Source organism: Mesorhizobium sp. ES1-3 (genome assembly GCF_020164795.1).
Classification (GTDB): domain Bacteria; phylum Pseudomonadota; class Alphaproteobacteria; order Rhizobiales; family Rhizobiaceae; genus Mesorhizobium.
This window is the reverse complement of the sequence record NZ_JAIUGW010000013.1, coordinates 54,280-79,102: the sequence shown is the minus strand read 5'-3', so window position 1 is coordinate 79,102 and position 24,823 is coordinate 54,280. Positions and strand designations below refer to the sequence as shown.

The 24,823-nt window shown below is 62.7% G+C and carries 22 protein-coding genes; 12 read left to right on the top strand and 10 right to left on the bottom strand.

Annotated elements, in window-relative coordinates:
* Positions 1-46 precede the first annotated feature (46 nt).
* Together LB536_RS18670 and LB536_RS18665 are read right to left on the bottom strand one after the other, a co-directional pair.
* Positions 47-829: a formyl transferase gene (locus tag LB536_RS18670; protein WP_224595308.1), complete on the bottom strand. Its 783-nt coding sequence runs from the start codon at positions 827-829 to the stop codon at positions 47-49.
* Positions 830-933: 104 nt separating this feature from the next.
* Positions 934-1,509, bottom strand: coding sequence for a DUF4893 domain-containing protein (locus LB536_RS18665; protein WP_224595307.1), 576 nt, complete (start codon positions 1,507-1,509; stop codon positions 934-936).
* Positions 1,510-1,632: 123 nt separating this feature from the next.
* Here LB536_RS18665 and LB536_RS18660 point away from each other — a divergent pair, with 123 nt between their 5' ends.
* Positions 1,633-2,553: an NAD-dependent epimerase/dehydratase family protein gene (locus LB536_RS18660; protein ID WP_224595306.1), complete on the top strand. Its 921-nt coding sequence runs from the start codon at positions 1,633-1,635 to the stop codon at positions 2,551-2,553.
* 4 nt (positions 2,554-2,557) lie between these two features.
* Here LB536_RS18660 and LB536_RS18655 read toward each other — a convergent pair whose 3' ends face one another.
* Positions 2,558-3,187 carry a DUF1638 domain-containing protein gene (locus LB536_RS18655; RefSeq protein ID WP_224595305.1) on the bottom strand — a complete coding sequence of 210 codons (630 nt, stop codon included), beginning with the start codon at positions 3,185-3,187 and terminating at the stop codon, positions 2,558-2,560.
* 55 nt (positions 3,188-3,242) lie between these two features.
* Between LB536_RS18655 and LB536_RS18650 the strand changes: the two genes are divergently transcribed.
* Positions 3,243-3,380 (top strand): entericidin A/B family lipoprotein, encoded by a 138-nt coding sequence (locus LB536_RS18650; protein WP_140758252.1) that lies wholly within the window; start codon positions 3,243-3,245, stop codon positions 3,378-3,380.
* An 80-nt stretch (positions 3,381-3,460) separates the two neighbouring features.
* Here LB536_RS18650 and LB536_RS18645 read toward each other — a convergent pair whose 3' ends face one another.
* Positions 3,461-4,159, bottom strand: a complete 699-nt coding sequence (locus LB536_RS18645) for a corrinoid protein (RefSeq protein ID WP_027046950.1) — start codon at positions 4,157-4,159, stop codon at positions 3,461-3,463.
* A 288-nt stretch (positions 4,160-4,447) separates the two neighbouring features.
* On the opposite strand from LB536_RS18645, the gene LB536_RS18640 reads away from it, so the two are divergent.
* From LB536_RS18640 to LB536_RS18610, 7 genes are all read left to right on the top strand, one after another.
* The gene (locus LB536_RS18640) at positions 4,448-6,022 is read left to right on the top strand and encodes a trimethylamine methyltransferase family protein (protein WP_140615930.1); all 1,575 of its coding nucleotides are present in this window, start codon (positions 4,448-4,450) and stop codon (positions 6,020-6,022) included.
* Positions 6,023-6,585: 563 nt separating this feature from the next.
* The gene (locus LB536_RS18635; RefSeq protein WP_224595304.1) at positions 6,586-7,305 is read left to right on the top strand and encodes a 4Fe-4S dicluster domain-containing protein; all 720 of its coding nucleotides are present in this window, start codon (positions 6,586-6,588) and stop codon (positions 7,303-7,305) included.
* 106 nt (positions 7,306-7,411) lie between these two features.
* On the top strand, positions 7,412-8,149 hold the full coding sequence (locus LB536_RS18630) for a dienelactone hydrolase family protein (protein WP_224595303.1): 738 nt from the start codon (positions 7,412-7,414) through the stop codon (positions 8,147-8,149).
* Positions 8,150-8,251: 102 nt separating this feature from the next.
* Complete coding sequence (locus tag LB536_RS18625; RefSeq protein WP_224595302.1) at positions 8,252-9,430, top strand: NAD(P)/FAD-dependent oxidoreductase; 1,179 nt, start codon at positions 8,252-8,254, stop codon at positions 9,428-9,430.
* Between the two features lie 123 nt (positions 9,431-9,553).
* A complete protein-coding gene (locus LB536_RS18620; RefSeq protein WP_224595301.1) occupies positions 9,554-10,114 on the top strand; it encodes an RNA polymerase sigma factor in 561 nt (186 codons plus the stop codon).
* Between the two features lie 2 nt (positions 10,115-10,116).
* Positions 10,117-12,258, top strand: a complete 2,142-nt coding sequence (locus tag LB536_RS18615; RefSeq protein WP_224595300.1) for a vWA domain-containing protein — start codon at positions 10,117-10,119, stop codon at positions 12,256-12,258.
* A 353-nt stretch (positions 12,259-12,611) separates the two neighbouring features.
* A complete protein-coding gene (locus LB536_RS18610) occupies positions 12,612-12,881 on the top strand; it encodes a hypothetical protein (protein ID WP_224595297.1) in 270 nt (89 codons plus the stop codon).
* Positions 12,882-12,898: 17 nt separating this feature from the next.
* Here the strand turns inward: LB536_RS18610 and bmt are convergent, their stop codons facing one another.
* Complete coding sequence (gene bmt, locus LB536_RS18605) at positions 12,899-13,921, bottom strand: betaine--homocysteine S-methyltransferase (protein WP_140813183.1); 1,023 nt, start codon at positions 13,919-13,921, stop codon at positions 12,899-12,901.
* A 125-nt stretch (positions 13,922-14,046) separates the two neighbouring features.
* Positions 14,047-14,904, bottom strand: coding sequence for a helix-turn-helix domain-containing protein (locus LB536_RS18600; RefSeq protein ID WP_224595294.1), 858 nt, complete (start codon positions 14,902-14,904; stop codon positions 14,047-14,049).
* A gap of 230 nt (positions 14,905-15,134) precedes the next feature.
* Here LB536_RS18600 and LB536_RS18595 point away from each other — a divergent pair, with 230 nt between their 5' ends.
* Both LB536_RS18595 and LB536_RS18590 read left to right on the top strand, forming a co-directional pair.
* Positions 15,135-16,145 carry a fatty acid desaturase gene (locus tag LB536_RS18595; RefSeq protein ID WP_224595292.1) on the top strand — a complete coding sequence of 337 codons (1,011 nt, stop codon included), beginning with the start codon at positions 15,135-15,137 and terminating at the stop codon, positions 16,143-16,145.
* Positions 16,146-16,238: 93 nt separating this feature from the next.
* Positions 16,239-17,087 (top strand): phosphate/phosphite/phosphonate ABC transporter substrate-binding protein, encoded by an 849-nt coding sequence (locus LB536_RS18590; RefSeq protein ID WP_224595290.1) that lies wholly within the window; start codon positions 16,239-16,241, stop codon positions 17,085-17,087.
* On the opposite strand, the gene LB536_RS18585 is transcribed toward LB536_RS18590, so the two are convergent.
* From LB536_RS18585 to LB536_RS18570, 4 genes are all read right to left on the bottom strand, one after another.
* Positions 17,052-18,407: a M24 family metallopeptidase gene (locus LB536_RS18585; protein WP_224595288.1), complete on the bottom strand. Its 1,356-nt coding sequence runs from the start codon at positions 18,405-18,407 to the stop codon at positions 17,052-17,054. The genes LB536_RS18590 and LB536_RS18585 overlap by 36 nt on opposite strands.
* Before the next feature lie 9 nt (positions 18,408-18,416).
* Positions 18,417-20,987: an FAD-dependent oxidoreductase gene (locus tag LB536_RS18580; RefSeq protein ID WP_224595286.1), complete on the bottom strand. Its 2,571-nt coding sequence runs from the start codon at positions 20,985-20,987 to the stop codon at positions 18,417-18,419.
* The gene (locus LB536_RS18575) at positions 20,984-21,469 is read right to left on the bottom strand and encodes an endonuclease domain-containing protein (RefSeq protein WP_224595284.1); all 486 of its coding nucleotides are present in this window, start codon (positions 21,467-21,469) and stop codon (positions 20,984-20,986) included. The genes LB536_RS18580 and LB536_RS18575 overlap by 4 nt, the downstream gene beginning before the upstream one ends.
* Before the next feature lie 137 nt (positions 21,470-21,606).
* Positions 21,607-23,184: a trimethylamine methyltransferase family protein gene (locus LB536_RS18570; protein WP_140813178.1), complete on the bottom strand. Its 1,578-nt coding sequence runs from the start codon at positions 23,182-23,184 to the stop codon at positions 21,607-21,609.
* 408 nt (positions 23,185-23,592) lie between these two features.
* Between LB536_RS18570 and LB536_RS18565 the strand changes: the two genes are divergently transcribed.
* Positions 23,593-24,753, top strand: coding sequence for an MFS transporter (locus LB536_RS18565; protein ID WP_224595283.1), 1,161 nt, complete (start codon positions 23,593-23,595; stop codon positions 24,751-24,753).
* The last annotated feature ends 70 nt before the right edge of the window (positions 24,754-24,823 follow it).

The window sequence follows — 24,823 nt, the reverse complement described above, 5'->3', positions numbered from 1 at the left end:
CAGCAGCAATGGCGGCGGAGTTTGCGCTGTTCCGACGCCGGATGCGTTACCAGATGCCGGTTCTCAGCCCTTTCCAGACGTAGAACCAGATCGTCGGGTGGTACCACTGTTTCGATGGCAGGCCTGGATCGAACGTCGCGAGTTTTCCGGCCAGCGCGTCGCTGACCGCCTCGACGCAGATATCGCGCGAAAACGCCGTCTGGCGCAGCGCATAGCTCGAGATGGTGTCGCCTTGTTTCGGCTTGCCGCGCGCCTGCTTCAGCACACCGCCGGTGTCGACTCCCGCATCGACCAGATGGACGGTCGTGCCGAAATTCTGCGGATCGCCTGACGTCAACGCCCAATAGCCGCCATTCATGCCGCGATATTTCGGCGTGATGCCGGCATGATAATTCAGCACCGGACAAGGCATTTTGCCCAGCATCTCCCTGGAAATCAGCCGGCAGCCGTTCAGCAGCACGACGCCGGGCTTGATCGTCTCGATCGCCTGCAGGCATTCCTGGCTGTTGGCGGATGCCACATGGACGATGACCTGGCCTTGCCGCGGTTCCGTTTCAAGCTTCTCCTCGGCAATCAACCGGGCGGCGTGTTTGACATTAAGCCGTTTGCCAAGCCTGCTCAGCACCATCGTGCCGAGCTGACCCATGGCGGAGATCCAGCCCTGGCGTCGGGCGCGGCCGCGCAGCAATTGTTTTTTGGATTCAGGGATTTCGAGGACGACGCTGACAGGGCCGACGCGGTCGGCGAGGTCGTTGATCATGGCCCAGACGTGTGCGCCGCCACCGGTGACGACTACAATCGGCCGCGGATTGGATTGCGACGCTGCCATTGATCTTGCCATGCTCCACGGACCGGCTGATGTGGCCGGGACCTTAGGGCAGGTGGGTTAATCCTTGGTGTGCCGGAAGCCTTACGAGGACATGAAGATGCCGGTCAGCGCTTGAACTCCATGATGTCGAGCTTCGATTCGTAGTAGGGCGCGGGGAATTCGATGCGCCATTCCTTGGCGCTGTTGCGGAAAGCGTAACCGACCTGGTCGGTTTGCGGGCCGCTGCCATAGGGCTTTGCCCGGTCGTCGTTGACGGAGCCGGAGCCAAGATAGATCGAGCGCTTGTCGCCATCGTCGAAGAAGCGGCCCCGGGTGCGCTGCGAACCACTGATCTTTTCCAGCCGCCAGCCGGAGCCATCATCGGTCACCCTGCATTTGAACCAGCCATAGATGACGAGCGGGCTCAGCCCGCCGACCTTGATCGTGCGGCACCGCCAGCTGCCGGTGAGGTCCTTGTCGGAGAAGGCGGCCAGCGGCTTGGCCAGCAGTGCGTCGAGTTGCTCGACCTCGGCGGGGTCGCCCGCCTTTGCCTCGGCGAGCGCCGCCTTGCGGATGTCGCCATATTTGTCGAGCCGCTCCTTGTCGGCGGTGGTCATCAGTTTCTGCACTTGACCATCGGCAAGGGCGGGCAAAACGCAGCAGAGGAAAACAAGGGCGGCAAGCAAGGGGCGAAGGTTCATCAAAGGATTCCCTGTTTTTTGTTCTGGAACGGCGCCGCTGCCGTCTGGTGCATAACTTACCGGGTCGCTGGCGCCTGTCATCCGTGCTTAACAGCGTCACGGTCGAAATTCATGGTGTGACGAATGCGAATCTTGCTCACGGGATCGTCGGGTTGGCTGGGAAGCGCGTTGGCGCCGCTGCTGCGCGGGCTTGGACATGACGTCACCGGCCTCGATCCCGTTCCATCGGCCGAAACGCGGATCGTCGGTTCGATCGCCGATCGCGATCTGGTCATGCGAGCGGTCAGGGACAATCGAACTGAAGCCATCATTCACAGCGGCGCGCTGCACAAGCCCGACATAGAAAGCCACGCCAACAGCGATTTCGTCGCCACCAACGTGCAAGGCACGCTGAACTTGCTCGATGCGGCGGTGGCGGCCAACGTGCAACGCTTCGTCTTCACGTCAACGACTTCATTGATGATCTCGCAGGCGATACGCGACGGCTTCAAGGGCGGTGCGCGCAAGGCGGCATGGCTGACGGAAGCGATGTCGCCCGAGCCGCGCAACATCTATGGGGTGACCAAGCTCTCCGCCGAACATCTCTGCCGCCTCTATCACCTTCAACATGGGCTGGCGGTGGTAGTGCTGCGCACGGCACGTTTCTTCCCCGAGGCCGACGACATGGCGCATGCGATCGAGCAGTCGGACGCCAACACCAAGGCGAACGAGTTGCTGTTCCGGCGGCTGACGGTGGACGATGCGGCGCAGGCGCATGTCGCTGCATTGGAGAAGGCACCGGAGCTCGGCTTCGACATCTTCATCGTCTGCGCGCCAACGCCGTTCCAGCCCGAAGATTGCGCGGACTTGATCGCCGACGCTCCATCGGTCGTGGCGCGTTATTTTCCCGAGTTTCCCATGCTTTATGCGCGCAAAGGCTGGACGATGTTTTCCTCGATCGGCCGGGTCTATGACGCGTCGCGGGCGAGGGACAGGCTGGATTTCGCCTGCAGGACCAGCTTTGCCGACGTGCTGGCGGCGCTGGCCGCCGAAGACGGGAGCTGACCCGTCAGGCGTTCGTGGCCGCCCGCGCCAGGCCCGGCGTCAGGTCGCCAAAACCGGTGGAGCGGCGCTCATAGGTAAGGCCAAGCAGGGCCGCGGCCTTTTCCGCGACCTTGTCGAGCTCCGGATCGTCGGTCTGCGCAAGGTAGATCAGCTTCTCGTAATTGCCGAAATAGTCCTTGATCAGCTCCGGGTGCTTGTCCAGCCCGAGCGGCTTCATGAAGAAGGCATCGAACTGGCGGCACAGGAAGTCCGTCATGTAGAACGACATCATGTCGTCGTCGGCAACCTTCGCATAGGCGTCCATGCCTTGATAGAAGGCGAAGCAATGCGGTCCGGCCATGCGCTCGACGCCGTGCTTCTCCAGTACGCGGTCAAGCAGGCCGCCTGTGCCGCAATCGGCATAGCCGACGAAGATGTGCTCATAACCCTCCGCCCTGGCCTTCTCGATCGCCTTGTCCATGGCCGGTGCGATGCGGTCGGGATAGAAATGAAATTCCGCCGGCAAACACGTCAATTCGAGGTGATCCAGCCCGAGCCGTTCCTTGACGGCCAACACCTCGCGCGCAATCATCCCGCAGGCGATGACGAGCAGCCTGTCTGTCTGATTCGGTTTCGTTTTTTTCGTCTTGACCAAGTCGAGCCGGCTTTTCGCTGCGGGGTTAATTTATCTGTCGAGGGAGACACCGTCCATGAAACTGCTACGGGTAGCGCCGATGGTTATCCTTGCCTGCGCGCTCGCACTCACGGCCTGCGCCAACACCATTCGAGGTGTCGGCAAGGATGTCAAATCGACCGCGAGGGCGGTCAAAGACACTGTCGCCAATTGATCGGCAGCCACTTCCTTCATCTGGGAACAAAAAAGCCGCGCTGCAAGGCGCGGCTTTTTTCGTCGTCCTGATGCCTTGGATCAGGCCGAAGCACGCACGTTGTGCTTGCGCTTCATGAAATCCTTGGCGGTCTCGACCGCCACCGCGGCGTCGCGGCAATAGGCATCGGCGCCGACGGCCTTGCCGAATTCCTCGTTGAGCGGTGCGCCGCCAACCAGCACGACATAGTCGTCGCGAATGCCCTTTTCCTTCATCGTGTCGATGACGACCTTCATGTAGGGCATGGTGGTGGTGAGCAGCGCCGACATGCCGATGATGTCGGGCTGGTGCTGCTCGATCGCATCGAGATACTTTTCGACCGCGTTGTTGATGCCGAGGTCGATGACGTCGAAGCCGGCGCCTTCCATCATCATGCCGACGAGGTTCTTGCCGATGTCATGGATGTCGCCCTTGACGGTGCCGATCACCATCTTGCCCTGTTTCGGCGCGCCTGTGGCGGCGAGCAGCGGGCGCAGGATGAACATGCCGGCCTTCATGGCGTTGGCGGACAACAGCACTTCGGGGACGAACAGGATGCCGTCGCGAAAATCCTCGCCGACGATACGCATGCCTTCGACCAGCGCTTCGGTCAGTACCTTGTAGGGCACCCAGCCGCGCTCGAGCAGAATGCGCGTGCCTTCCTCGATTTCTTCCTTCAGACCGTCATAGAGATCGTCGTGCATCTGCTGCACCAACTCATCGTCGGAAAGTTCGGAAAGGATAATCTCGTCGTCGGACATTTTAATCCAGCTCCTCACGGCATCGCGACTGTGTCGCAAGGCACAAAATAATGGCGTTCATACCTAACCCGCAACGGGCGGGTATCCATAGCTGATTTGCGACTTCCCGCAAAAGGAAAGCGACTGGAAAATCTATCGGATTTCTTGTCGATTTTGCGACAGGCGTTGGCGCGGACGGGCCGTTTCGAATAGGGTGCATGGCTACGATCCGGCGAAAGCCGCGCCATGCGGCCGCAACGGTTACGGACCGGCCATAGTCAGGCAGGCCATATTCAGGGAAGAGCGATCATGAGCGAACACGCGGCAGTCGACCAGGAAGCGTCAAACGCGCGGCGTGGGCGCGGCGCCAGCGGCGGAGCAGCGGCAAGGCGCGCGGCGCGCTCCGGCGGCGGCCCGGGCACCCAGCTCACCTACATCAAGCGCAAGATCAACGTCTACGAAGTGCTGAACGAGGAAGGCCTGGCGCTGATCGAGAAGAACACCGACACGGTGCTCGAGGAAATCGGCATCATTTTTCGCGATGACGCGGAAGCGCTGCAGCTCTGGAAAGAGGCCGGAGCCGACGTCAAGGGCGAGCGCGTGCATTTTCCCAAGGGGCTCTGCCGTTCGCTCCTGAAGACCGCGCCGCCCATCTACACCCAGCATGCCCGCAATTCGGAACGCTCGGTGCAGATCGGCGGCAACGCGACCGTGTTTGCGCCGGTCTACGGTCCGCCCTTCGTGCGCGATCTCGATGGTGTCAGGCGCTATGCGACGATCGAGGATTTCCAGAATTTCGTGAAGCTCGCCTATATGGCGCCGTCGATCCACCATTCGGGCGGCACGGTGTGCGAGCCGGTCGACGTGCCGGTGAACAAACGCCATCTCGACATGGTCTACGCGCATATCAAATATTCCGACAAGCCGTTCATGGGTTCGGTGACCGCGCCGGAACGCGCTGAGGACACGGTGGCGATGGCCAAGCTGGTCTTCGGCGACGACTTCGTCGAGAACAACACGGTGCTGACCAGCCTGATCAACGCCAACTCGCCGATGGTGTTCGACGAGACCATGCTTGGCGCCCTGAAAGTCTATTCGCGGCATAACCAGGCCTGCATCGTCACACCGTTCATCCTGGCCGGTGCGATGAGCCCGGTGACGGTCGCCGGCACGCTGACGCAGGTTCTAGCCGAAGTGCTGGCCGGCGCCTCGTTCACGCAGCTGATCCGTCCGGGCGCGCCGGTGCTGTTCGGCACCTTCGCCTCGTCGATCTCGATGCAATCGGGCGCGCCGACCTTCGGCACGCCGGAGCCGTCGCTGGTCTCCTATGGCGCGGCGCAACTCGCCCGCCGTCTCGGCCTGCCGTTCCGCACCGGCGGCTCGCTCTGCGCCTCGAAAGTGCCGGACGCGCAGGCGGCGTATGAGAGCGCCAACACGCTGAACTCGACCATTCTCGCCGGCACCAATTTCGTGCTGCATTCGGCCGGCTGGCTCGAAGGCGGCCTGGCGTCCTGCTACGAAAAATTCATGATGGACATCGACCAGCTCGGCATGACCCAAAAATTCTCCGAGGGCGTCGATCTTTCGGAAAACGGCCAGGCGATGGACGCCATCCGCCAGGTCGGGCCGGGCAGCCACTATCTCGGCTGCGACCACACCCAGGCCAATTTCCAGACCGCCTTCTACCGCTCGTCGATCGCCGACAACAACTCCTACGAGCAGTGGCTGGCCGAGGGTCAGAAGACCGCGCCGCAGCGCGCCAACGATCTCGCGCGGCGCTGGCTGGAGGCTTATGAGGCGCCGCACCTCGATGAAGGCATCGACGAAGCCCTGAAGGACTTCATCGCCAAGAAGAAGGGGTCGATGCCCGACGCCTTCACCTGAAAGGAGCCCGAGTCAGGCGGGGCTAAAGTCGCCAACATCATCCACAAGGAAGTCTGGCGGAGCGCCTTCTCCGATCCGGACAAGAAGGGATGATTTGCGGAGACCGAAATGGCTCGAAGGAGCGCGTTCAAGGGTGTCGCGAGCGATGTGGCTAATTCGTTTGTAAGCCGCACCAACGATGTTGATGGATATTGGGGCGTCGGAATGCTTCATTCGTCAGCGCGAGAAAATTTGACATCCAAAATTCGAATGGAACTCTCTGACGAGTCCTGCATGTCTCTTCCCGCCTTCGCCTCGCTAATCAGGCGGCATCGTTCGATGGTCGAAAAGCAGGCAGCAGATAAGGGCCTTAAGTTCCAAGCGTGTTCGATCGAAATCGAGTTCGATTTACCTCAAGAGAGATCTGATATCGATCTCTGCCTGGGGAATGAGAGCGTCTTTAGATGCTTGGTGACGATCATCGATGATCATGCAAGGGCGTGGACGCATTTTGATTTCCGGTTGCTCGCGCCCACACGATCCCGCACGGGAGTTACGCAGCACCAGAGCCTCATAGTGTTACCATGTCCGATGTGACGTCCCTCGGGTTGCCAAAGCACGGTTCTCAGCGTCGTTTCGACAGCATCGGCGAAGCGTTAGCCCACCACGGACTTCTTGTTCGCGGCGGCTTTAATTTCACATCGAATGATACAGCACCGGCTGGTCCTTCAGGCGCACCGGCAAAGTCTGTCCTGCTGGTGGGGCAGGCGGGTGCCGCGCCTTGGCGGCATTTCCTGCGCTGGCGGGAACAGCAGCCGCAGGCGATCGCCAATCCGCTCGATACCTGGTCGCGCCAGGTGATTGGCGCTGTGGCAGAAAGGTTTGGCGCGCGCGCCGTTTCGCCGTCGGACAAGCCTTATCTGCCGTTCCAGCAATGGGCTGTTCGGGCGGAGGGGCTGAGGCCGTCGCCGCTCGGGATCCTCATGCATCCGCGATACGGGCTTTGGCACGCCTATCGCGGCGCGTTGCTGTTCGAGGAAGAGATAGCGCTTCCCGAGCCCTGCGAGGCGATCCATCTCTGCGACACATGTGTCGACAAACCCTGTCTGAAATCCTGCCCGGTCGATGCCCATTCCACGGATGGTTTCGCCTACCAGCCCTGCCTTGCGCATGTGCGGGGCGCGGGCGGCGGGCCGTGCCGCGCTGGCGGTTGCCTTGACCGCAATGCCTGCCCCTATGGCACAAGCTACCGCTATCCGGCAGAGGTTCAGGCCTTCCATATGGCCGCATTCGCTGGTCTTTAGCGCCTCACGCGATCCCGCACGAAATGTTGACTGGCGGGTTCAGGCAACGCCTTGCCGTGGCCGCTTGCGCGGATATGTATCGCGCATCTGATCAACGGAGCAGGCAATGACGAAGCAAGACCTTCAGATCAAGACCCGTGACGGTGTGGCGAATGCAGGCCTGTTTCGTTCGGCCGAGGTTTCTCCAGCCAAGGCCGGTGTCATAATCTACCAGGACGCCTTCGGTCCGCGCCCGGCGCTTGACCAGATGGCGGAACGGCTGGCGGGCGAGGGCTATGCGGTGCTGGTGCCCGACCTCTTCTATCGCAACGCGCCTTACGGTCCGTTCGACGCCAAGACCGCCTTCACCGAGGAAAAGACCAAGGCGGCGTTGATGGCGCTGGTCACCGGCACGACGCAGGAGATGACCATCAGCGACAGCGGCGCGTTTCTCGAGGCGCTCGCCGGCGAAGGCGTTACGGGGCCGATCGGGACGGTCGGCTATTGCATGGGCGGTGCGCGGGCGATCAACGCCGCCGCGACCCACCCAGACCGGATCAAGGCCGCCGCCAGCTTTCATGGCGGCAATCTGGCCAGCGATGCGGCCGACAGTCCGCACCGCAAGGCGGCTTCCATCAAGGCGCGCGTCTATGTCGGCATGGCGGGGGTCGACCGGAGCTTTCCGCCGGAACAGTCGACGCGGCTGGAAGAGGCACTGCGGAACGCTGAAGTCGACCATTTGATGGAGAATTATGTCGGCATGGCACATGGCTGGTGCGTGCCGGACCACAGCGTCTTCAATGCAGCCGGTGCCGAGCGGCATTGGAAGCGATTGACTGACTTGTTCGCCGAAACGCTGGTCTGAGCCTTCGCCCCCTGTTGGCCGCGCGGCACATTGGAGGTATCAGCGGGATGAGCGGCTCGCCCGGCTGGTGCGGCGCGGGGTCATGCGGGAACGATCAACCTGATGCAATCCTATGATGTCGTGATCATCGGCGCCGGCGCAGCCGGAATGATGTGCGCCGTGGAGGCCGGCAAGCGCCGCCGTTCGGTGCTGATCCTCGATCATGCGGCGGCACCTGGCGAAAAGATCCGCATCTCCGGCGGCGGCCGGTGCAATTTCACCAACGTCCATGCGAGCCCGAAGAATTTTATCTCCAGGAATCCGCATTTCTGCATCTCGGCGCTCAGCCGCTATACGCAACGCGACTTCATTGCGCTCGTCGAACGTCACGGCATTGCCTATCACGAGAAGACATTGGGACAGCTGTTTTGTGACGGCTCCGCGCGCCAGATCATCGACATGATGGTCTCGGAAATGCGGGGCAGGGGCGCCGAGCTGGCATTGTCGACCCGCGTTGAGACTGTCAGCAAAACCGAGCAAGGGTTCGAACTCACGCTCTCCACCGGCTCGGTCTCTTGCCAGTCCCTGGTCGTGGCCTGTGGCGGCAAGTCGATCCCCAAGATGGGCGCGACGGGCTTCGGCTACGAGCTTGCCGAACGGTTTGGCCTTGCCGTCGTCGAAACACGGCCCGCCCTGGTGCCGCTGACCTTCGATGCAAAGACGCTAGAGCGGCTTTCGCCCCTGGCCGGGAACGCCGTCGACGCCGAGATTGCCTGCGGCAAGACGCGGTTTTCCGAGGCGATGCTGTTCACGCATCGCGGCGTCAGCGGGCCATCCATCCTGCAAATCTCCTCCTATTGGCGCGAGGGGGATGAAATCCGCATCGCCATGCTGCCGGGCACGGATGTGGCTGAACTCGTCCGCGCCGCCAAGCGTGGCAATGGCCGGCAAGCGGTGCAGACCGTGCTTGCAAATCATTTGCCGAAACGGCTGGCCCAGGCGATAGCCGAGCGAACCGGGCTCGACGGCAATCTTGCCGATCTTTCCGAGGCCCAGATTAAAGCCGTCGAGGCCGCGGTCAACGACTGGCGCATCAAGCCGGCCGGTTCGGAGGGCTACCGTACGGCCGAAGTGACGCTCGGCGGGGTAGACACCAATAGCCTCGACCAGAAGACCATGCAGGCGAAGTCGGTGCCGGGCCTGTTCTTCATCGGCGAGGTCGTCGACGTCACCGGCTGGCTCGGCGGCTATAATTTCCAATGGGCGTGGTCGTCGGGCTGGGTGGCGGGCCAGGCGTGTTGACATTCGGGTGAGGCCAGCCTGACCTGAATCTCAACCCGCCCACAGCTGCAAAAGTCCCTGTTCGAAAAAAATCTTTCCATCACCCCAAGGATTAGCCATTAGCCTTCGTCCAACAGGCAAATGATGGCGATGATGCTGGATGAGAGCGAAGCCTCCGACGCCGAACTGATCGGGCGGGCGAAGGGCGGAGACAGGGGGGCTTTCGGCAAGTTGCTGGAGCGTCACTATGACTTCGTCTATCGCGCCGCCTATCGCTGGTGCGGCAGGAAGGCCGATGCCGAAGACATCGCCCAGGAAGTCTGTGTCCGGCTCGGCAAGGCGATCCGCGATTATCGCGGCGGCGGCGCGTTCACGACATGGCTCTATGCCATGACGATGAACGCCGCGCGCGACATGATGCGCAAGACCGCGCGCGAGACGGTCAAGACCGAGGCCTATGGCGTCCATGCGCTGATTTCGGGCGAGGCCCCGGCCGAGAGCGAAGACCCCGCCGAGGCGCTGTGGGCGGCGGTGCGGCAATTGCCGGACAAGCAGCGCGATGCCGTGATGCTTGTCTATGGCGAAGGCTTGGGCCACGCGGCCGCCGCCGAGGCGATGGCGATCTCGGAGACGACGGTTTCCTGGCACATCCATGAAGCGAAGAAACGGCTGAAGACGTTGATGCGTTCAGCCGGGGAAGTGTGACCATGGTCGACGAAAACGAACTCACGAAGCTGCGCGACGCAGCGATACCCGCACCCGGCGAGAGCGCGAAGGCGCGTGCCTTCGAGGCCGCCCTGCGCGCCTATGACCAGCAGAATATTTCCGCCGTCACCCAAGGATCGGTCGGCGGCCTTCGTCTCACAGAGCGAGCACAAAAGCTCTGGAGCGAGATCATGCAAAAGAAACTCATTGCCGCGCCGGCCCTTGCCGGGCTCGTCGCCCTGCCGATCGCCGGATACGCCACCTTCCATATTCTGAGGGAACAGCCGTCACCGTTCGGCGGCGACGAAAAGATCACCGAGACGCTGGCCGACAAGCCGGCAACGCTGAAGCCATTGGCCAAGCAGGCACCGGGAGATCGGGCCGCCGACGAGCCGACCGTGACCACTGCGCCGACCAAGGACAAGAAAGCCGACGCGGATGTGGAAAGCCGCGATGCGACCGATGCTCTCGTGGCCCCGGCCTCGCCGCCAAAGTCCGAATCGGCCCAGGCGGGCAGGGCAGCGCAGCAGACTTCGACGGAGCGCGGAATATTGTCCGAACCAGCACCGCCGGCGCCGACCGGTGAATTCGCGCTGGATGGCGCCACTGGCGCGCCCAGCACGTCGCGGGTGGCCCGCATGCCGGCGGCCGAATCCAAGCTGATGGTCCAGCAGCCGGCCATGGCGCCGGCGGACCAGATCGCGCCGCAGGAGGAAAACCGCGACCGCGTCCAGGATTTCAAGACCAATCCGGTGCACGCCGCATTGGAAGACCCGGTCTCGACCTTCTCGATCGATGTCGACACCGCTTCCTATTCCTTCGTGCGCGGCTCGCTGAAGCAGGGCTACCTGCCGCAGGCCGATACGGTCCGCGTCGAGGAGATGATCAATTACTTCCCCTATGACTGGAAGGGGCCGGACTCGGCCTCGACGCCGTTCAACTCGACCGTCAGCGTCATGCCGACGCCGTGGAACACGCACACCAAGCTGATGCATGTCGCCATCAAGGGTTTCGACATCAAGCCGACCGAGCAGCCGAAGGCCAATCTGGTCTTCCTGATCGACGTCTCGGGCTCGATGGACGAACCGGACAAGCTGCCGCTGCTCAAGTCGGCGTTCCGGCTGCTGGTCAGCAAGCTGAAGGCCGACGACACGATCTCGATCGTCACCTATGCGGGCGATGCCGGGACCGTGCTGATGCCGACCAAGGTTGCCGAGAAGGACAAGGTCCTCAATGCCATCGACAATCTGCGGCCCGGTGGCTCGACGGCAGGCGAAGCCGGCATCAAGGAAGCCTACAAGCTTGCCCAGCAATCCTTCATCAAGGACGGTGTCAACCGGGTGATACTTGCCACCGACGGCGACTTCAATGTCGGCCAGACCGATGACGACGACCTGAAGCGACTGATCGAGAGCGAGCGCAAGACCGGCGTGTTCCTGTCGGTGTTCGGCTTCGGCCGCGGCAATCTCAACGATGAAATGATGCAGACCATTGCCCAGAACGGCAACGGCACCGCCGCCTATATCGACACGCTGGCCGAGGCCGAGAAGGTGCTGGTCGAGGATGCTTCCTCGACGTTGTTCACCATCGCCAAGGATGTGAAGATCCAGGTCGAGTTCAATCCGAACAAGGTCTCCGAATATCGCCTGATCGGCTACGAGACCCGGGCGCTCAATCGGGAGGATTTCAACAATGACCGCGTCGATGCCGGCGATATCGGCTCGGGGCATTCGGTCACCGCGATTTATGAGATCACGCCCAAAGGCGGTGGCGGCGAGCAGATCGATCCGCTGCGCTATGGCCAGGCCACGGTGAATAATGGCGGCGTTGCCAATGCGGACGAATATGCCTTCGTCAAGATCCGCTACAAGCTGCCCAACGAGGACGTCTCGAAGCTGATCACCACGCCGGTGACCTCGGCCAATGAGGTGGCGTCCTTCGACCAGGCGAGCACTGATCAGCGTTTTTCCGTCGCGGTCGCGGCCTTCGGCCAGAAGCTGCGCGACGAGGATGCGACCGCGAAGTTCGGCTACGACAAGATTGTGGAGATTGCCACTGCTGCCCGAGGAGCCGACCCGTTTGGGTACAGGTCCGAGTTCCTTTCACTTGTGCGCCTTGCCTCGGCGCTGGGCGGTAACCGGTAGTGGCGATGAAGGCCGATTTCTTTCAGATGATGGGATCGTTCTGATAACCGGCCCACGGGCGGGTGAGGCAGGCCGGCGAGGGATACTTTCCCTTGCCGGCCTTTTTTTTGGATCTATTGATATTCAGGGGATGCCGGCCTGCAAACAGTGGCTTCCTGCGCTTCCGGTGCCTCACGTACTTAAGTACGCTCCGCTCCGGTTCTCGAAAGTCACTGTTTTCGGCTCGGCCTGACCTGAATCTCAACAGATCCTGGGCGCGCGCGCAGGATCGTTAAATTGCGCTGCATTTCCGGTACCGGATCGCAATTTCCTCTCGCTACACCGGACATGTCTAAGGCTTGAGGGAGCCGGAATTGCAGATCAGAACCATCGCCAACTCTACTCCGCCGGCACGGGATGCTGCGGCGGTTTCATCAGCCCCGTCAGCCGAATCCAGACGCATCAGCGATGACGTCGCGCAGGCGCGTCACACCGCCATGTCGGCGCTGACCAACGACCGCTTCCGCGCCATGCTGGAGCAGATTACCGATCCCGGCGCATCGGGTGCGCTGGCTACAATGCGCGGCGACAATGCGGTCGATCTCAAGTCGGCGCAGTCGAGCTACGCCGACAACAGCGAATAACCGCTAAAGGAATCGCGTCAGGCGCGGGTGCGCCGCCGCTCGCGGCGGGCTTCGCTGGTCTCGGCCGTGTTTGCGGTTGCCACCTTGTTGCGCATCGGGCCGATGCGCTCGACGATTTTTTCGACCGTCGGACGATCCGCTTTGGTGTGGGCGTCGAGCGCCTTGCGCATCGCGGCAAGATGCTGGAACGAGGTGCCGCAGCAGCCGCCGATGATTTTGGCCCCGCCATCCACGGCGAGCCGGACATAGTCGGCCATCAGTTCCGGCGTGCCGGAATAGTGGATCTCGGTGCCACGGAATTCGGGGATGCCGCAATTGCCCTTGACGATGACAGTCGCCTCCGGCTTCGCCTCGGTCATGTCGAGCAGCGAGGCCAGTATGTCTGAGGCACCGACGCCGCAATTGGCGCCGACGCCGAGCGGCGCTTGCGACAGGCCGTCGGCGACGCCGTGGATGTCTTTCGGCAGCAGTCCCATCATGGTACGGCCGGCGGTGTCGAAGGAGCCAGTATAGGTGTAGGGGAGGCCGACGCGGATGGCAGCTTCGGCGGCGGCGCGGATCTCGTCGGGCGCCGACATCGTCTCGATCCAGGCGACTTCGGCGCCGCCTTCCTTGAGACCCTCGATCTGCTCGGCGAAGGCGTCGACCGCCTCGCCATAGGTCATGGCGCCGAGTGGCACCAGCAATTCGCCGGTCGGGCCGACGGAGCCGGCGACGATCACCTTGCGGCCGGCCTTGTCGGCGACAGCGCGGGCAATCTCGGCGGCGCGTTTGTTCAGCGCATGGACGCGATCCTGCGCGTGGTGCAGCTTCAGCCGGTGGCGGGTGCCGCCGAAGGAGTTGGTCAAGATGATGTCGGCGCCGGCATCGACGAAATTCTGGTGCAGCCGGGTGATGGTGTCGGGCGCGGTTTCGTTCAGTAGTTCCGGCGCCTCGCCAGCCTCCAGACCCATGGCGAACAAATTGGTGCCCGTGGCGCCATCGGCCAGCAGCACACCCTTTTCGGCCAGCAGCGCATCGATCGGATTGCTCGTCGTCATCGGATTGGCTTTCGTGTCCTGGAATTCGGATAAGGATATAAAGAAGTCTTTATGTCTAGTCAATGAAATTGCATCGTGAAGCGCATGGAGGCGGGTTGACGACCCGGGCCATTCCTGGCGCGCTCTCAAACAGAACCTGATGCGAACGACATGTCCGCCAGATTGCGCGCGAAGGCGGCGGCCTCATGCGGATTGATGTCGGCGGCGCGGATCAGATTGTCGAAATGCTTGGTCAGTGCCTGGACCGGCTGGGTGGCGTTCAGCACCACATACATGTCGCCGACGTAGATGGCGGCGCGATAGGGGCCGAAGATGGTAAGCGGGATGGAATAGCGCATGCGGCCGTCATAGAGGAACAGGCGGAAGGTCGGATAGAGGTCGTCGAGCAGCGTCGCCATATGGGCAAGCTGCTGCTGGCGGTCGGCCGCCGGGAAACGGTCCCACACACCGAGGCCGCGCGCGAAAATCTCCAGCGTGTGGCGCGGCATGCAGACTTCCATGTCGGTTTCCGGCCGCCGGTTGTACTCGATGCGGTATTGCGTTTCGCTGGCCTGCGCCAGGCGGCTCCTGTTGGTGATGTTGGCCTCGTAGTCGACGAGCGCGTGGGTGCGCAGGAGATCGGGAATGCCGGCCGGCACATAACGGATCTTGGTGCCGGCGGCTTCAGCGAACCATTTGGCCAGCAGCGTGCGGTCGAAGCCGTCGGGCGCTTCCTCGATTTCGAGGCTCTCGCGGATTTCGCCGGTCACGCCCTCGTCCTGGCTGAGGCCGAGCAGCCAGTCCAGCGACACCTTGAATTCGGCGGCGATGTTGAGCAGCGTTTCGGCGCGCGGCAGGCGCGTCGAGGCGCCCGACATCAGTTGCGACAGCGCCGACCGATCGATGCCGACTGCTGACGCGAAAGCCGACTGGTTGAGGTCGGACCTTGTCAGGAGCAGCTTCAGACGCTCCCGGAAAATCGTCGACAGATCGCGCTTGTCCATGCCTTTGCTCCTGTCTTTTGGAGGAAAAATTTGCGCCGGAGCCAAGAGATTAGCCGCTCAAGGCGTAAATGAATCCCTAAGTTTGTTCACAATGTACAACATATGCAGCCAAAAATGCGCAGACGCAACATTTTGTACACTTTGTCGCGTTGAGTGGAATCACGTCTCCTGACACAATGCTGTCAGGAACCAGTTGGGGTTCCGGCGACTGAGGGACAGTGGTCGATAGCATGACTGGCAAGAGCATTCGGCGAAGCAGCAAACCGGCCATCGAGTGGCCGACCGTGGTTCTCGCTTTCTTCTGCTACGGCACATGGTTCGCCGCCGGCTTCTTCCTCTGGCCATCCTATCCCCTAACAGCACTGATCGTGATGGCCGTTACGCTGGCTCTGCAGTCCTCAATCATGCATGAGGTGCTGCATGGTCACCCGACCCGCAACGCCGTCGTCAATGAGGCCTTCGTCTTCCTGCCGATCGGTCTTGCGTGGCCGTTCCGCCGCTTCAAGACCATTCACCTGCGCCACCATGCGGACGAGCGGCTCACCGATCCGCTGGACGATCCCGAGAGCTACTACAAGGCTCTGTGGCATCACGATGAATTGCCGCCGTTGATGAAATTCGTGCTGAAGATCAACAATACCATGGCCGGTCGCCTCGTGCTTGGCCCGTGGCTGTCGTGCGTCGGCTTCTTCATCGATGACGCCAAGCAGGCGATCGCCGGAGACAAGGCGATCGGCACGGCCTGGCTGCTGCATGCCATTGGCCTTGCCGTGGTGCTGCCGGTCGTGCAGTTCGGGTTCAGCATGCCGGTTTGGCTTTATGTGCTGGTGCCGGTGTGGCTCGGCCAGTCGCTGATCTCGATCCGCACCTATGCCGAGCATCAGTGGTCTGAACATCCGGAAGGCCGCACGGTGATCGTCGAGCGCTCGCCCCTATCGTTCCTGTTCCTCAACAACAATCTGCACTTTGTCCATCACAAGAGCCCGACCATCGCCTGGTACCAGCTGCCGAAGCTGTTTCGTGACCGGCGCGAGGAATGGCTGCGGATGAACAATGGCTATGCCTATCCGAATTATTTCGCGCTGGTCAAAGCCTATGCCTTCAAGGCCAAGGAGCCGATCGTGCATCCGGTGCTGCGCCGCGCACCGGAGCCGGGCAGGGCGTTCAAGCCGCGCGTCAGGGCGCGCAGCATCAATGGGCTCGGCACGGTGCCGGTCCCGGCCGAGCCGCCCAAGGAATAACATCCGCTGATAGCATGATATCGTGTCGGCCAATTCTGATCGGACGCCGCGTTTTTGCGATCTTTTTTCCGGGCATGGTGGTTTGATATCGGCATGAGTGAATTGATTGCGGCGTTGCCGATGTATGACTGGCCCGAAGCGCGCGACGAGGTCGACGCGCAATGGGCGTGGTTGCGCGATGCCTTCCGGCGGAAGGGTATCGATGCGCCGCAATCCATCGTGCGCCGCAATGGCGACCTGCCGCCGGTGCCGGGCGGCATTCGCGACGGCGAGGGTAAACTCATCGCTCCGGATCCGGCGACGCTGCCGCCGGACGAACTCGATTTCCACAAGCTCTGGCTGCATCCGGCGCTGCTGTTCGCGCAGACCTGCTGGGGGCCGATGGAACTTGGTCTATCCCGGCATGTGCAGGTTGTCGGCCAGCCAAGCTACGACGCCTATGAAGGCGGGCAGGGCGAACTCTATTCGAGCGCGCTGGTTATGCGCGCAGGCGAGGGACCGGAGGTCCGGTCGCCCGCCGACGGCAAGGCCTTGCTGCCGCTCGATCTCATCCGAGGCCGGCGCTTCACCTTCAACAGCCTCGATTCCATGTCGGGCATCATCGCGCTGACGCGCGACCTGGAAGCGGCCGGCGAAAGCCTCGACATATTTTCATCGAGCGGCGAAAGCTTTTCACCGAGCGGCGAAAGCGGCGGCCATCGCCACTCGATCGTGGCGGTCGCCGAAGGCAGGGCGGATGTCGCAGCGGTCGACTGCCAAAGCTGGGCGCTGGCGCAGCGTTTCGAATCGGCGGCGCGCAAGGTCGTGATCGTCGGCTGGACGGCACGGCGCAAAGGCCTGCCTTACATCACTGCCGGGACGACGCCGGAAAAGACAGTGCGCGCGATGCGCGAAGCCCTCGCCGGCCTAGCCGAGCAGCCTCGCATCCAACGGGTAGGTTGAAAGTTTTTCGTTGCCGGTCTCGGTGATGAGGATCTGCTCCTCGATCTTGACACCTTCGCGCCCGCCAAGCCGGCCGATATAGCTTTCCACGCACAGCACCATGCCTGGCTCAAGCACGCCGTCCGGCGTGTCTGGCGTCCAGTCGCTGGCATGCGGCAAGGTCGGGTATTCGTCGGCCAGTCCAACGCCGTGGTAGAGTACGCCGTAGCGGGTCGGGAAGCAGTCGCCTGGCGGCACCGCTGAGCGCTCGACGAGGTCGCGGAACGAGACGCCGGGCTGCATCAATGCCGTATTGTGTTCGATCTGATCGGCGGCGATGCGGAACAGGTCGCGCTGTTCGTTGGTTGGCCTTGTATCGCCGCACAGCCAGGTACGTGACAGGTCGGCGCAGAAGCCGTAGGGGCCGATCAGGTCGGTGTCGAAGGCGACGAGATCGCCTGATACAATGATCCGCGATGCGCATTCCTGAAACCACGGGTTGGTACGCGGTCCCGACGTCAGCAGCCGCGTCTCGATCCATTCGCCGCCGCGCGCGATGTTGCCGCGATGCAGCTCGGCCCACAATTCGTTTTCGGAGATACCGGGCTTTAGTGCCTGTTCCATCTCGCCCATACCTGCCTCGCAAGCGACGATGGCGCGGCGCATGGCGAGGATTTCGTCCGGCGATTTGATCAGCCGCGCATTTTCCATCACCGCTTCGCCATTGCCGATGGAGATACCAAGGCGGTGGAGTTCTTCAACGCCTTCCGGATTGATGTGGTCGACGGCGATGCGGTTGTTGCCGCCGCCGTGCTCCCTCACCAGATCGGCGATGCCGGCCGCCCAGCGGCGGACTTTCTGCTCGGTCAGCTCGCCGCCATAGAGATACATCCACGACACTGCCGGCCGCACTTCGTCGACGACACCGGAATGATCGGACAGGTGTTCGCAGGAGAAATAGTCGAACAGCACCACCGGACCCTCGGTGGCGACGAAGCAATGCCGCGTCGGATTGTGCGCGACCCAGAGCTGCATGTTGGTGCTGTCGGTCGCATAGCGGATGTTGACGGGATCGTAGAGCAGGGCGCCGGCATAGCCGCGGCGCTTCAGCTCGGCGCGGATGCGCTCGAGCCGGTATTTTCGCATAGCCGGCAGGTCGGGCGCGGCGATACCCGCCGCGGCCCATTCAGCTTCGGCTACAGCGCCATAACCCAGCACATGCTGGTTGAGCGAAGCCGCCTTCTCGCGGGAGGCGTCGCGCAACGCCTCGATCGAGCCTGGCTCGAACGGCATGATCTTGCGATGGCGGCCGAAGCTTCCCTTTGGCGCCTCACTGTCCATGGCCGGACCTCAGGTCCGCATCTTCTCGCCGCTTGGGTCGAAGGGCGCCTCGACATTGATGCGGGCCGGGCGCCGGTGACCAAGAATCTCGATCTCGAACAGTCCGGCGCTTTCATCCTCGGCGAGGGCTGCCGGCACATAGCCTTGCGCCATCGACTTCTGCACGTAATGCGCATAGCCGCCCGACGTCACCCAGCCGACAACGCGCCAGTCGCCATCGACGATGCCGCGCACGGCGGACGCGCCTTCGGCGGCCTTCGAGCCACGTATTTCCTTGCCTGAAGTGTCGAAGCGCGGCGCGCCGTAGCCGTGCGGCTTTTCCACCGTGCCGTAATCCTTGCTGACCTTGGCCCAGATCGGCTCGTCGCCCATCACGTCGGCGTCCGCTGCGTCGACGACGAAGGAGACACGGCGTAGTTTTGGCCCTTCCGCCTGTTCCTTGGCGGCGGCGCCACGGCCGATGAAGTCGTTCTTCTCCAGCTTGATGAAACGGTCCATCGAACCTTCGAACGGGCCGTAGATCGGCCGCAACTCGCGGAACCAGGTCGGAAAATTCTTTTCCAGGCGCATCGACAGCAAGGCGCGCATGCCGAAATCGACGATGCCGAATTCCTCGCCGGCATCCTTGATCTGATGATAGACAAGACGCTCATAGGCCGGCGCCATCCATATCTCGTAGCCGAGGTCACCGGTGTAGGTGATGCGATTAACCAGGCATGGCGCGCCGCCGACCGCCATTTCGCGGAAATCCATGAAGCGGAAAGCCTTGGTCGAGATGTCGACATCGACCAGCTTCTGCAGGAGTTCACGCGACTTCGGACCGGCGATCGAGAGGCCGACCAGCGTCTGGTCGAAGCGGTGGATGCGGACCGAACCGTCCTTGGGCAGCTGCCTTTCGAACCAGCGCATGTGATACTTCTGCGCGGCCGACGAGCCCCAGATCATGAAGCGGTCTTCGCCGGCCTTGGCAATGGTGAAGTCGCCGATCAGCTTGCCGAATTCGTTGATCATCGGCGTCAGCACGATGCGGCCGGTCTTCGGCATGCGGTTGGTCATCAGCCGGTTGAGGAACTCTTCCGCTCCAGGTCCCGACACTTCGTATTTGGCGAAGTTGGCGATCTCGGTGACGCCGACGCGTTCGCGCGTGGCGCGCACTTCCTCGCCGATAGGCCCAAAATCGTTGGAGCGGTGGAAGGAGACGACGTCCTTCGGCTCCTTGCCCTTCGGCGCGAACCAGAGCGGGGTTTCGAGGCCCCACGAGTCGCCCATGACGGCGTTGTTGGCGAGCATGGTGTCGTAGAGCGGCGTCGTCTGCGCTGGGCGGGCGGCCGGCAGTTCCTCGTTGGGGAAGCGGATCGAGAAGCGGCGCGAATAATTTTCGCGCACCTTGGCGTTGGTGTAGCGCAGGCCGGCCCACTCGCCGAAGCGGGCGACATCCATGCCCCAGACGTCGAAGCCCGGATCGCCGTGGACCATCCAGTTGGACAGAGCGAGGCCGACCCCGCCGCCCTGGCTGAAACCGGCCATCACGGCGCAGGCACACCAGAAATTGGTCAGGCCCCGCACCGGACCGACCAGCGGGTTGCCGTCGAGCGCGAAGGTGAAGGGGCCGTTGATGATCTGCTTGATGCCGGCCTTCTCGATGCCAGGGAAGTGCTTGAAGCCGATTTCCAGCGACGGCGCGATGCGGTCGAGGTCGGGCGGCAGCAGTTCATGGCCGAAATCCCACGGCGTGTTGACCGGCGACCACGGCTTGCAGGCCTTTTCATAGGTGCCGAGCAGGATGCCGTTGCGCTCCTGGCGGGTGTAGATCTCGCCCTTGAAGTCGAGCACGCCGATCATCTCGCGGCCGGTCGACTTGTTGAACTCCTCGACCTCCGGCATCGGTTCGGTCAAGAGATACATGTGCTCCATGGCCAGCACCGGCAACTCGACGCCGACCATGCGGCCGATCTCGCGCGCCCACAGGCCGCCGCAGTTGACGACATGCTCGGCGTGGACCGTGCCTTGTTCGGTGACGACGTTCCAGGTGCCATCCGGCTGCTGCGTCAGGTCGACCACGCGGTTGCGCAGCACGATTTCGGCGCCGAGTTTTTTCGCCGCCTTGGAATAGGCGATGGTGGTGCCGGAGGGGTCGAGATGGCCTTCGACCGGATCCCACATGGCGCCGACGAAATTGGTCTCGTCCATCAGCGGGAACATCGCCTTGGCTTCGGATGGCGTGATCAGTTCGGTGTCCATGCCGAGATAGCGGCCCTTGGCGTGGGCAAGGCGCAGAAAATCCATGCGCTCGGGCGTATCGGCCAACATCACCCCGCCGGTCAGGTGCAGCGAACAGGACTGGCCCGAAATCTCCTCGATCTCTTTGTACAGTTGCACCGTGTAGGCCTGCAGCTTGGCGACGTTCGGATCGCCGTTCAGCGTATGGAAGCCACCGGCCGCATGCCAGGACGAGCCTGAGGTGAGCTCCGAGCGCTCGATCAGCATGATGTCGGTCCAGCCGGCCTTGGCCAGATGATAGAGCACCGAGCAGCCGACGACGCCGCCGCCAATGACAACCGCTTTTACGTGGGATTTCATGAAGATAGGTCCGTTTTTGAAGAGATTGAATCGAATGAGTGGGGCGTGAAAGCAAAGCGGAGGTCGGATACAGCGATGTTTTCGGAGAGCCTGCCATCAAGCGCGGCAAGGATGGTTTCACAGACGGAAGTGCGATGTTTCAGGACATCGTGGCTCCAGACACGCAGGATCGAATAGCCTTGGGCGCGCATGAAATTGTCGCGGCGACGGTCATGGGGACTGTCGGCGTGCTGGGATCCATCGATCTCGATGACGAGCCATTTTTCGCGGCAGGCTAAGTCTGCATAGAAAGAGCCGATGGAGAGCTGACGGGTAAAGCGATGACCACCAAGCTTGCGCGCTTTCAGTTCAAGCCAAAGCAATGCCTCCGCTTGATTGCCCGCTTGCCGGAGTTTTCGTGCTCGCTGCGTTGTGCCGGTTTTGCGGCGGCTGCGCGATGCGTGAACGGCTTCCCCCACTCCGTCGCTGCTTCGCAGCGCCACCTCTCCCCCCTCCGGAGGGAGAGGAAGGGAGCCAACTAGGCTAGGCTCGCGCCCTTCCTCTCCCCCGTCGAACGGGGGAGAGGTGGCGAGCGAAGCTCGACGGAGTGGGGGTCGACCGCGCATCAAATCCATACAGATCAAAAATCGGTCGGCGCGCCGCCTTCGGCGGTGCGCTTCTGAACGAAGGCGTTGAGTTCCTCGCGGATGGCAGGGTCCATGTAAGGCTCGTCATAGGATGCCAGCCGCTCCTTCCACACCTTGTTGGCCTTTTCCAGCGCCGTCGGCGAGCCGGCTTCGGCCCAGGTCTCGAAATTGCGCCAGTCGGACAGGATCGGCGAATAGAAGGCGGTCTTGTAGCGGTCCTGCGTGTGCTGGGTGCCGAAGAAGTGGCCGCCGGGGCCGACCGACTGGATGGCGTCGAAGCCAAGCGCCTCTTCGGAGAGATCGAGCGGGGTCAGGAATTCGGCCACCATCTGCAACAGGTCGATATCCAGAATGGTCTTCTCGTAGGAGCAGCGCAGGCCGCCCTCGAGCCAGCCGGCGGCATGCATCATGAGATTGCCGCCGCCCTGGATGGCGCCCCACAGCGAGAACACGCTTTCATAGGCGGCCTGCGCGTCGACCGTGTTGGCGGCGCAGGTGTTCGAGGTGCGGTATGGGATGTTGTAGCGGCGGGCAAGCTGGCCGCCGACGAGCTGCGCCTTCATGTATTCGGGCGTGCCGAAAGCCGGTGAACCGGACTTCATGTCGACATTGGAGGTGAAGCCGCCATAGCCGACCGGTGCACCCTTGCGCACCATCTGGGCGAAGGCGATGCCGGACAGCGCCTCGGCATTCTGCTGCACCAGCGCGCCGGCGATGGTGACGGGCGCCATCGCCCCAGACAGGGTGAAGGGCGTGACGATGACGACCTGGCCCTTGCTCGACATCTGGATGATGCCTTCCATCATCGGCACGTCGAGCTTGAGCGGCGAATTGGTGTTGATGATGGTGAAGACGGACGGCTCCTCGAGCAACTGCTCGTGGCTGATGCCGCGCGCGATGCGGGTGATCTCGATGCCGTCGACATTGCGCTCCTTGCCGAGCGAATAGATGTGGAACACCTTGTCGGTCAGCGTTGCGAGGTCGCGGATGCATTCGAGATGGCGGACCGACGGGTGGATGTCGGTCGGCTCGACCGGATAGCCGCCGGTGCAATTCAGGATGTTGTGCATCTGGGCCAGGCGCAGGAAATTGCGATAGTCCTGCTGGTTGCCTGGCCGCCGGCCGCGATCGATGTCGGAGCAGTTGGGCGCCGAGGCCATCATCGAGATGATCAGATTGTCGCCGCCGAAGCGCACATTGTGCGCGGGGTTGCGGGCATGGATGGTGAATTCGGACGGGCAGTTCGACACCAGCTCCAGGATCATGTCGCTGTCGAAGCGCACGCGCTCCGAGCCCTCGCGCACATCGGCGCCATTCGCCTTCATGATGCGGCGGGCTTCGTCGTGCAGCACATCGACACCGATTTCCCTGAGCACGCGCAAGGAGGCGAGGTGGATCGATTCCAGCTCGTCCTCGGAAACCAGCTTGGTCGGCGTCAGGGGATTTTTCAGCTGGCGGAAGGCCGGCTGTTCGAACGCGGCCGAGCCACCGGCACGCTTTCCGGCGCGACCGCCACGGCGGGCACGGTCGGGTGCCAAAGCCGGTTCTGAGGGTTGTAGGACGGCGGTCATGATGGTCCTCGTAGGATGCGATAACGGGCGGCATAATGGACCGGCGCCCGTCCGGCCATTGCGGAGGCGGCGACCACTAGGGCGAGGGAAGCGACATGCCCGAACGGCAGCTGCGTGGCCGCGACATCCGCCTTGATCATCCATCCGTTGGCGCAAGCGGATCTTCCTCGCCGGCCCTTTCTTTCCCCCGATCGAGCACGTAGCCAGTAAGGCCTGTCAGCGGGGAGGTCGGCCGGCACCGTGATCGTCGCCCTCGACGCTTTTCTGGTCGTCTTCGCGCTCTATAGATCAGCCAGCCGCAGAGGCTCCTGACAGGGTTTGGCTGGAGCCGAGCGTCGGTTCGAGCTGCGAGGCTTACCGCCATCGGACCGAACCGCTAAGGCTGCAACCGCGACGGCATTATGGATCATGGACTTGGTAGACACGAGAAGCGACGAGACGATGCAGTGGGCAGCGATCACCGGTGTGATCGCCACCGTGTCCGTGTTCGCCATCGCGCAGGGGCTGTCCTATCCGCTGCTGAGCTTCATCCTGCAGCGCCATGGCGTCTCGCCGGCGATGATCGGCCTGTCGGCTTCAATGACACCTGTCGGCTTCATCCTGTCATCGCCGCTGATACCTGGCATGGCAAGGCGGTTCGGGGCAGGGCGCACGGCGCTCACTTGCGCGGTGCTTTCGGCTGTCGTGCTGGCGCTGATCGGCTGGACGCAGAATGTCTATCTCTGGTTTCCGCTGCGCTTCCTGATCGGCGTGGTGACCAATCCGCTCTATGTGCTCAGCGAAATCTGGGTGATCGCGCTGGCACCGCCGGCCCGGCGCGGCCGCATCATGGGTCTCTATTCGACGATCATTTCCGCCGGCTTCGCGACCGGCCCGCTTTGCCTGCTTGCCGTCGGCACGGAGGGCTGGCCGCCGTTCCTTGTCGGCATCGGCGCCTTCGTGCTCTGCGGCTTCTGCCTGGCGTCGGTTCTGCCGCGGCTTCCCATGGTGGACGAGGCCGGGCATCAGGTTTCGGTGATGGGTTTCATGCCGCTCGCCTGGCTGCTTCTATCGGCGGTGGTCGTGGCCGCCGGCTTCGAGCAGGCGGTGCTGGCGCTGCTGCCTGTCTACGGCACGCATCATGGCATCGCGGAGGCTCGCATGTCCGCGCTGCTCTCGGTCATGATCGCCGGCAACATTGCCATGCAGGTGCCGCTTGGCCTGCTGGCAGAGCGGCTGACGGCCCGCCTGGTGCGCTTCCTCTGCGTCTTGCTGACGCTGTTCGGATGTACGCTGCTGCCGGTGCTGATTGAAAGCCCGCTGGTCTGGCCCTGCGTCTTCGTCTGGGGCGCTGTGTCCTACGGCATCTACACGATGTCGATCATCGAGCTTGGCGAGCGCTTTGCCGGCTCGGCGCTGGTCGCCGGCAATGCGGCATTCTCCCTGATGTGGGGCGTCGGCGGCATTCTGGTCCCGCCGCTTACCGGCGGCGTGATGGATGTGCTCGGCGCGGGCGGCCTGCCGGCCACGCTGGGTGCGATCTGCGCTATGCTGGCGCTGGCGACGATCATCCGCCAGCGGGTTCTGTGAAGCAACGTGACGCGGACCGCAAAAGACCATATCGCATCTTGAATGTCGGCGCCGCCAAGGCGATGTAGGC

What these genes read in the sequence shown, in the direction of transcription:
- LB536_RS18565 (WP_224595283.1), top strand. Translation starts at nt 23,593, where the DNA reads ATGGACTTGGTAGACACGAGAAGCGACGAGACGATGCAGTGGGCAGCG.
- LB536_RS18585 (WP_224595288.1), bottom strand. Translation starts at nt 18,407, where the DNA reads ATGGACAGTGAGGCGCCAAAGGGAAGCTTCGGCCGCCATCGCAAGATC.
- bmt (WP_140813183.1), bottom strand. Translation starts at nt 13,921, where the DNA reads ATGACGACGAGCAATCCGATCGATGCGCTGCTGGCCGAAAAGGGTGTG.
- LB536_RS18640 (WP_140615930.1), top strand. Translation starts at nt 4,448, where the DNA reads ATGAGCGAACACGCGGCAGTCGACCAGGAAGCGTCAAACGCGCGGCGT.
- LB536_RS18660 (WP_224595306.1), top strand. Translation starts at nt 1,633, where the DNA reads ATGCGAATCTTGCTCACGGGATCGTCGGGTTGGCTGGGAAGCGCGTTG.
- LB536_RS18570 (WP_140813178.1), bottom strand. Translation starts at nt 23,184, where the DNA reads ATGACCGCCGTCCTACAACCCTCAGAACCGGCTTTGGCACCCGACCGT.
- LB536_RS18635 (WP_224595304.1), top strand. Translation starts at nt 6,586, where the DNA reads ATGTCCGATGTGACGTCCCTCGGGTTGCCAAAGCACGGTTCTCAGCGT.
- LB536_RS18665 (WP_224595307.1), bottom strand. Translation starts at nt 1,509, where the DNA reads ATGAACCTTCGCCCCTTGCTTGCCGCCCTTGTTTTCCTCTGCTGCGTT.
- LB536_RS18625 (WP_224595302.1), top strand. Translation starts at nt 8,252, where the DNA reads ATGCAATCCTATGATGTCGTGATCATCGGCGCCGGCGCAGCCGGAATG.
- LB536_RS18580 (WP_224595286.1), bottom strand. Translation starts at nt 20,987, where the DNA reads ATGAAATCCCACGTAAAAGCGGTTGTCATTGGCGGCGGCGTCGTCGGC.
- LB536_RS18615 (WP_224595300.1), top strand. Translation starts at nt 10,117, where the DNA reads ATGGTCGACGAAAACGAACTCACGAAGCTGCGCGACGCAGCGATACCC.
- LB536_RS18670 (WP_224595308.1), bottom strand. Translation starts at nt 829, where the DNA reads ATGGCAGCGTCGCAATCCAATCCGCGGCCGATTGTAGTCGTCACCGGT.
- LB536_RS18595 (WP_224595292.1), top strand. Translation starts at nt 15,135, where the DNA reads ATGACTGGCAAGAGCATTCGGCGAAGCAGCAAACCGGCCATCGAGTGG.
- LB536_RS18645 (WP_027046950.1), bottom strand. Translation starts at nt 4,159, where the DNA reads ATGTCCGACGACGAGATTATCCTTTCCGAACTTTCCGACGATGAGTTG.
- LB536_RS18620 (WP_224595301.1), top strand. Translation starts at nt 9,554, where the DNA reads ATGGCGATGATGCTGGATGAGAGCGAAGCCTCCGACGCCGAACTGATC.
- LB536_RS18590 (WP_224595290.1), top strand. Translation starts at nt 16,239, where the DNA reads ATGAGTGAATTGATTGCGGCGTTGCCGATGTATGACTGGCCCGAAGCG.
- LB536_RS18630 (WP_224595303.1), top strand. Translation starts at nt 7,412, where the DNA reads ATGACGAAGCAAGACCTTCAGATCAAGACCCGTGACGGTGTGGCGAAT.
- LB536_RS18650 (WP_140758252.1), top strand. Translation starts at nt 3,243, where the DNA reads ATGAAACTGCTACGGGTAGCGCCGATGGTTATCCTTGCCTGCGCGCTC.
- LB536_RS18600 (WP_224595294.1), bottom strand. Translation starts at nt 14,904, where the DNA reads ATGGACAAGCGCGATCTGTCGACGATTTTCCGGGAGCGTCTGAAGCTG.